Raw genomic sequence first — 7,613 nt, 5'->3', positions numbered from 1 at the left:
TCCGGCCAGCGGGTTGCCCGTGAGCTCGATAATATCGCCCGAACGCGCGGTTATCCGTGCATGGTGGTCAGCGACAACGTCCTATGTCGGGAAAATCTGGCCGCTTAGGTCAGCAGGTCATGGGGCATCTGGTGCTCCGGATGCCCTGTTAAAGTTGCCCAGACGGGCTCTGCCGTCAAGAAATGATCTCTTCCATAGCAAACACAGGGTACGCGCTTTGGCGGCCCTCACCGTCCTCAATACGAGATCCCAAATCCCAAGCAGAAGGCCCGAACATTATCTACGAGGTCAGCAAGCTGCCTCCACGGCTCGTCAGAGAGAGGTCCTTCCGCCTGGGCTCACCCCCTCGAAGAAGGGGCGATAGGGTTCGCCGTGATTGACCACGGCGTGTACGGTGCGTGCCATCTTGGCCGCGATCGCAGTGTAAGCCTTGCGGCGCAGATGGGCGTTGTGTCGGTCTTTCGAAATGTAGCGTTCGAATTTGTCCCGGAAGCTGTTGGTCCGCTTCAGTACCGCGGTTTGACCGGCCATCCAGAGCGTGCGCCGCAGCCGGGCATTGCCGTACTTCGAGATCCGGCTCTGACCGCGGAACATGCCGGACTGGACGGTGGCGAGGTCCATGCCACAGAACTTCAGGAACTGGCGGTGATGGCGGAAACGGCGAAGGTCGCCGGCCTCCGCGAGGATTGTCATGGCGTTGATCGGGCCGATGCCGGGAATGGTGGTCAGCAGCTGATAGTCTGGCAGGTCCGACAACAGCTCGACGGCCCGTGCCTCGATAATATCGCGCTGCCGGACCAGGCTGCGCCCCTCTGCAAGAACAAGGCGGAACATGCGCACTGCGTCAGAATCCGCATGAACTGGTAATCCGACAGAGTTGACTGCGGTGGCGTAAATATCTGAAAGCAATTGCTCTTTGGACACTTTGCGGCCAACGACATCCCAGGCATCGGCGATGAAGGCTTCGCGGCTCAGGGCCGAGATCATGTGTGGCGATGGGTACTTCTCCAGGAATGCCAGGAACCAATCCGTCCGCGAGCTTCGGTGGAATCTTTCAGCCTCGGGAAAATACAGCGGCAGGTAGTGGGTGAGAATGCGGTGCCACAGCTCGGTCTTGGACCGAGAGACGATCTCGTGCGTTTTTGACAGCTCCTGGATGTCGACGGTCCCGACCACCATCGGATCATGAAAGAATTGCACGGCGCCGATCTCGAGCATGTGCAAAATGACCTGAGCGTCTTTCGGGTCATTCTTGTCCCAGCTGTTGTGCAGGGCCTCCCGCGTGCGGGCCAGGCCGACCGAGGAGACCAACTTCAGCTCGAACCCGGTTCGCCCGAGATGGTGCGCCAACGTTCGGTGGTAGTTGCCGGTCGCTTCGAACCCTATCCGCACCGGCATGTCATAGCTGGCAAGGGTTGCGGACAGACGCTGGAAGTCGTCAAGCGTGTTCAGGATCGTCATTCGGCGACGGCGCTTTTTGCCTGGGACGCCGATCAGCACCTCATGGCGATGCTTGGAAATGTCGATGGCGACCAGCAAGGGCGAAGCGGTAGTATCGGTGGCGGTCATAGCCGGTCTCCTAAGCGGTGTGGTTCTGCAAAACCACTGTTGAGACCTGAGACCGGTTATGGCCACACGCTGCGCTATTTGGGGGCTGCGCGCGTGGCCATAACCTCTCGGCAGCGCTCTTTCCCGACGTGCTATGGGACCGAACTTACGTCGAATGCCATCCTGAAATGGCAGGAAGACCGGAAGGTCGAGTGGCACTACATCGCGCCTGGGAAGCCCATGCAGAACGGCTTCGTCGAGAGCTTCAACGGCCGCCTGCGAGACGAGTGCCTCAACGAGCATCTGTTCGCAAACCTGCGCCACGCCCGGGAGCTGATCGCGTCTTGGCGTGACGATTACAATCACCATCGCCCCCACACGAGCCTCGACGGGCTCACTCCGTGGGAGTATCACCAACGGTCAATAGAGGACCAAACACTGAACAGAGCGAACTAACAACCGCGGACTCAAAGGGGAGCAGGTCACGAGCTATCGCCTTGAAATGGCGCTTCGTCCATCACAGCCAACCTCAAGAGCAAGGGACACCCGAATATTGTGTCGCGCGCCTTTGTGGAATACGGCGTCATACCCACAACGCGATTGCACCAACGCTGCACCATGAACAGCAAAGGGCGCCGCATTGGGCGCCCTTCTCATCCTTGGCTTGCGGTGACCTTCAGACCAGCTCGCCAGCCAGCGCCTTGTCGATCAGGGCAACAGTCTCTTCTACGCCGTAAAGGGCGACGAAGCCGCCAAAACGCGGACCCTGGCTGGCGCCCAGCAGAACCTCATAAAGCGCCTTGAACCAGTCGCGCATGTTCTCCTTGCCGAAATGCTCGCGGCCCACTTCAAAGACGATGCCTTGCAGCGCTTCGCCCGTGGTCTCGCCATCCCAGGATGCCAGTTTGCCGCGGAATTCCTCCAGCGCGGCACGTTCGACGTCGCTCGGCGCGCGGAACACTTTCTGCGGCTCGACGAAGTCTTCGTAGTATTTGACAGCAAAGCCCGCCGCCGCATCCAGATCGGGGTGGGTCTGCGGCGTCGCATCGGGCGCATAGCGGCGGATAAAGCCCCAGAGCGTTTCCTTGTCATGCGCCGACGCCACAGAGGCCAAGTTCAGCAGCATCGAGAAAGGCACCACCATTTTGGATTCCGGCACGTCGCCGCCGTGGATGTGCCAAACCGGGTTGTTGAGCTGCCCCTTGAGATCCTGACCGTGGTAGGCCCGAAGCTGCTGATGGTATTCATCCATCGCCTTGGGGATCACGTCGAAATGCATCCGCTTGGCCGTTTTCGGCTTTTGATACATGAAGTAGGCAAGGCTCTCGGAAGAGGCATAGGTCAGCCATTCATCGATCGACACGCCATTGCCCGAGGTCTTGGAGATCTTCTGGCCGTTCTCATCGAGGAACAGCTCATAAGTAAAATGTTCAGGCGCGCGCCAGCCCAGGATCCGGCAGATCTTGTCATAGATCGGCGTGTTGGTGCTGTGGTCCTTGCCGTACATTTCGAAATCAACTTCCAGCGCCGCCCAGCGCGCGCCGAAATCCGGTTTCCACTGCAGTTTCACGTTGCCGCCGGTGACCGGCAGGGTCCATTCCCTGCCGTCCTCATCGTCAAAGGTGATGCTGTGGTTTTCCGCATCCACCTTTTTCATCGGTACGTACAGAACGCGGCCGGTTTCCGGGTGGATCGGCAGGAAGATCGAATAGGTCTGGCGCCGTTCCTCGCGCAGAGATTTCAGCATGACCTCCATGATCTCGTCATAGCGTTCACAGGCACGCTTCAGGATCTCGTCAAACTGGCCCGAGCCATAGAATTCGGTCGCCGAGTAGAATTCATACTCGAACCCGAAGGTATCCAGGAACCGGCGCAGCATGGCGTTGTTGTGATGGCCAAAGCTGTCGTGGGTGCCAAAGGGATCGGGCACCGAGGTCAGCGGCTTTTGCAAGTGGTCGTGCAGGCTTTCGGCATTCGGGACATTGCCCGGCACCTTACGCATGCCGTCCAGATCGTCGGAAAAGCAGATCAGTTTGGTCGGGATATCGGAGATCACCTCGAAGGCGCGCTTGATCATCGTGGTGCGCGCAACCTCGCCAAAGGTGCCGATATGAGGCAGACCCGAGGGACCATAGCCGGTTTCAAACAGCACATAGCCCTTTTCCGGCGCGCCCTTGGCATAACGTTTGAGAATGCGGCGTGCTTCTTCAAACGGCCAGGCTTTGCTCGTCAGAGCGGTTTCGCGCAGTTCAGACATGTTGTTCTCCATCGGGGCCGCCAATCGGCCTATATCCGCTTTACCGGCATGCGTCTTGCATCCGGCCTCCTCCTCTATTGTGCCGGTGCGGCATAAGTCAATAAACACTGGCGCCAAACCCCGTCGCCCCGCGCAACAAAACCTGCAGGATCCGCCTGTCGGCGGCAAAACACCGCCCCGGGGGCCGACCTGCGGACCGGCATGGTTGCACCCGCAGAAAACCCCGCATATCGTCCGTGATGTACAGTGGTTTTACAAAAGGTTGCCCCCATGAGCGAGCAAGCCCCCCATCCGATGACGCCGCAGGATTGCCTCGTGGCGCTGATGGTGGCGATTTCGGCCTCGGACGAGAACATCCGCACCGCCGAGCTGGTCAAGATCCAATCCGCAGTCAACATGTTGCCGGTCTTTGCCGACTATGACATCGACCGGATCAACACGATCTCGCACACCGTTTTCGACCTATTCGAGCAGGAGGACGGGCTGGACGCCCTGTTCGGCCTGATCCGGGACAACCTGCCAGAACGCCTGTTCGAAACCGCCTATGCGCTGGCCTGTGACGTGGCTGCTGCCGATGGCACGCTGGCGGAATCCGAGCTGCGTCTTTTGGAAGAAATGCGGTATGAGCTGAACATCGACCGCTTGCACGCCGCCGCCATTGAACGCGGCGCCCGCGCGCGGCACATGGTTTAGGCACGGCCCCACTTAGGACCCACACACAATAACCTGCCCGCAGCAGCTTTATGCTCGGGACGTTCGCAAGCAAATTCTGACGGCTTCTGACGGGCGCAAGGCGCGATACTCCTCGCCCTGCGCCCTTTGACCATCACAGCATGGTATAATCTGTTAGGCCGAAATCTTCGATATCGCCATAGGTTCCAAGCAGCAGGCTGTTGCGCCCCCATTCCAGCAGGAACCCGCGGTCAAAGTATTCCCCGGCCCAGGGGCCTGAGCTGAACTCATCCTCCATATTGATGAAGGTGACCGTGATCTCTTTGCCGGTGCGGATAATCAAGTCGGCACCGTTGTTGTCAGTATCGTGGATCCAGTCGTGACCGGATCTCTTACCAAAGACAAAGGTATCGCGCCCGACAGTGTCAACCATCTTATCGTTTCCGCGGCCACCGTTGACACGGTCGTTGCCAGCGCCGGCCTCAATGTAGTCGTCGCCGCCACCGCCAAAGATCTTGTCGCGTCGCCCGTCCCAGTAGCCGACGTCGCCATAAATCTCATCATCCCCTCGGCCGCCTTTCAGGGTGTCTTTCCCCAACCCGCCGCGAATGAAGTCGTTGCCGTTCCCCCCGCTCACGAAATCACGCCCTTCACCGCTAAGGATGGTGTCGTCCCCGGCGCGGCCAAAGATTTTGTCCCGCCCATCCATGCTGAATTGGGTGCCATTGCCAAAAAACATCTCATTCGGGTCGATGACATCCACCGAAGGCACGCCCCGGTAAACCCAGCCCTTGCCATAGAGCAGCTCTTCAACGGTGCCATCAAAGCCACCGTTGTCTTCAAAATCCATCGCATCGGTGAGATCGTTCACGTCGATCCGCAAGCCGCGCATATTGAAGATCTTGGCGGTCCCGCCATCATCGGTCAGCTGTTCGACTTTGATCCGGCGGATCTCCCCGCCCGTGACCTCATCGCCCTGATAGGTGAAACCGACGCCCTTGATCGTCATCCGCAGGTCCAGCGGAAAGCCCGCAAACCCCAACTGCCCCTCAACGACCAGGGCGCGGTCAGTTGATGTCTTGATGGGGAAATCATCATTCCCGACGATTCCGTTGAAAAGATTGAAGATGTTATGCGGTTGGGCAAACCCCATCTCGTCTGCGTTCTGTCCCCAAGAAACCTTCGCACGCATTATTTCCACCCCTTAATACTGTCACCAGATTGAACTCTACACCTAGCTACCGCTAACAGATCGATGGATTTGTTCCAAGTATTGCGCCTCGCCTCCGTTTCGCCGACCGGTAACCCAAGCAGACAACCAGCGGCTCAAACCGGATAACGTGTTCAGACGGCTGAAAACTTAGGCGATTACCTTTGCCGACTGTTGCACGGCAGGCATACACAAAAGCAGCATAGCGAATTAACAGCCGTAAAAAATTCGCAAAAGTTAATGGAGCCGCCCGCGGCTACTGCAACCATAAGGATTACAAAATACTTCGGAAGATCCTGAAAAGATTGTTCATCCTTCCGTTTCACCGAAAATTTTGAAAAACACGCCCGCACCTCAAATCGTTTATTGATTGCAACAATTCAACGTTTTGCACGTATCGACAGACCCTTTTTCCTGCCGATTACTAAGGCAAGAGTTATTATGTGAGGACGATTTGATGCTGAAAATTATCAAGCCCCGTACTCGGCGGGAAAGAAAGTTCGAAGAACAGCAGGCGGTTCTGGACGTCATCGACAGGACACAGGCCGTTATCGAGTTTGCGACTGACGGCACAATCCTAAAAGCAAACAAGAATTTCCTCGACACCCTGGGCTATGAACTCAGCGAGATCGAAGGTCATCATCATTCGATGTTCGTCAAGCCCGAAGACGCGCAATCGGCGGATTATGCGACCTTCTGGTCGGGATTGGCATCGGGGGAATATTATTCGGACCGCTTCGAACGAGTTTCGAAATCCGGCGAACCTGTCTGGATACAGGCAACCTATGCGCCCGTATTCGACTCTGAAGGCAAGGTGCGCAAAGTCATCAAGATTGCCACCGACGTGTCCGATGCCAGCGCCCGCCAGGAAGCCATGGATGGCATCCTTACCGGGCTAGAGGCCATCAGCCAGGGCGATCTGCGGCACCGGGTCGAGGTATCAGACATCAAAGAGCTGAGCACCCTCGGCACCACCTTCAATGCGGCCATCGAAAAACTGGAGCAAGTGGTTCTATCGGTCAAACAGGTTGCATCGACAGTCTCCGCAGCCGCCGACGGGATTGAGGGCGCTTCAGGGGAACTGTCGTCACGCACGGAATCGCAGGCGGCGACATTGGAAGAAACCGCCGCCGCACTGGAAGAGCTGTCATCAGCGGTCAATTCCTCGGCCAATCTGGCGCAGGACGTCAAAGGCATCGCAGATACGGCGCAGCGGACTGCTAAGGACAGCAACAAAGTCATGGACCGGGCCGTCGACGCGATGGAGGCGATCAAGCAATCCTCCGAGGAAATCGGAAGCATTGTCTCCCTCATTGACGACATTTCGTTTCAGACCAACCTTCTGGCTCTGAATGCCGCCGTCGAGGCCGCCCGCGCCGGAGAGGCAGGCAGGGGGTTTTCGGTGGTTGCGGCCGAGGTTCGAACCCTGGCCCAACGCTCGGGCAGCGCTGCAGGGGAAATCAAAAAGCTGATCGAACGCAGCTCTTCGCAGGTGCATTCGGGTGTGGATGTCGTGGCACAGGTCGGCCAGGAACTTCAGACCATCATTGGCGGCGCATCGGACATCTCCGAACGCATCGGTCATATCGCCAGTGGCGCCAAGGAACAGGCAGCCGCCTTGCAAGAGATCAACGTTGGCATCGGTCAGCTTGATCAGGTCACGCAGCGCAATGCCGCAATGGTGGAAGAAACCAGCGCGGTCAGTCTGGACCTGTCGCACAACGCCCGGCTGCTGCAGCAGCGTGTCGCTACTTTCAAGGTCGGCGGCGACGCGGGGCAAGGCACCGTCCGGGCTGTCCAAACCACCCCGGAAACGCCCTTACAAACACACCGTCCGGCGGCCTGAGACGGGGGTTTCAAAACCCTCCGCGAGCACTGGCTTTCTTCGACCCCCAACGAACAAACCGCGCCGCAGCAATGCGGCAC

At 58.2% G+C, this 7,613-nt stretch carries 5 protein-coding genes and 1 pseudogene; 3 read left to right on the top strand and 3 right to left on the bottom strand.

The features are described from left to right. Nucleotides 1-312: 312 nt before the first annotated feature. The gene (locus SM765_RS17520; protein WP_368981643.1) at nt 313-1,569 is read right to left on the bottom strand and encodes an IS110 family RNA-guided transposase; all 1,257 of its coding nucleotides are present in this window, start codon (nt 1,567-1,569) and stop codon (nt 313-315) included. A gap of 135 nt (nt 1,570-1,704) precedes the next feature. Between SM765_RS17520 and SM765_RS17515 the strand changes: the two are divergent. Beyond that, a pseudogene (locus tag SM765_RS17515) lies at nt 1,705-2,004 on the top strand (integrase core domain-containing protein); the annotation flags it as partial. 220 nt (nt 2,005-2,224) lie between these two features. Here SM765_RS17515 and SM765_RS17510 read toward each other — a convergent pair. After that, nucleotides 2,225-3,805 (bottom strand): lysine--tRNA ligase, encoded by a 1,581-nt coding sequence (locus tag SM765_RS17510; RefSeq protein ID WP_274838767.1) that lies wholly within the window; start codon nt 3,803-3,805, stop codon nt 2,225-2,227. 270 nt (nt 3,806-4,075) lie between these two features. Between SM765_RS17510 and SM765_RS17505 the strand changes: the two genes are divergently transcribed. Beyond that, nucleotides 4,076-4,498: a tellurite resistance TerB family protein gene (locus SM765_RS17505; RefSeq protein ID WP_368981642.1), complete on the top strand. Its 423-nt coding sequence runs from the start codon at nt 4,076-4,078 to the stop codon at nt 4,496-4,498. Nucleotides 4,499-4,631: 133 nt separating this feature from the next. On the opposite strand, the gene SM765_RS17500 is transcribed toward SM765_RS17505, so the two are convergent. Further along, nucleotides 4,632-5,669 (bottom strand): calcium-binding protein, encoded by a 1,038-nt coding sequence (locus SM765_RS17500; RefSeq protein WP_274838768.1) that lies wholly within the window; start codon nt 5,667-5,669, stop codon nt 4,632-4,634. A 475-nt stretch (nt 5,670-6,144) separates the two neighbouring features. On the opposite strand from SM765_RS17500, the gene SM765_RS17495 reads away from it, so the two are divergent. Then, entirely contained in the window at nt 6,145-7,533 is a 1,389-nt protein-coding gene (locus SM765_RS17495; RefSeq protein WP_274838769.1) for a methyl-accepting chemotaxis protein, read from the top strand. The last annotated feature ends 80 nt before the right edge of the window (nt 7,534-7,613 follow it).

The sequence above is a fragment of the Pseudophaeobacter sp. 1A09344 genome, assembly GCF_041008745.1.
In the GTDB taxonomy this organism is placed as follows: domain Bacteria; phylum Pseudomonadota; class Alphaproteobacteria; order Rhodobacterales; family Rhodobacteraceae; genus Phycobacter; species Phycobacter gallaeciensis_A.
This window is presented reverse-complemented; position numbering and strand designations above follow the sequence as displayed.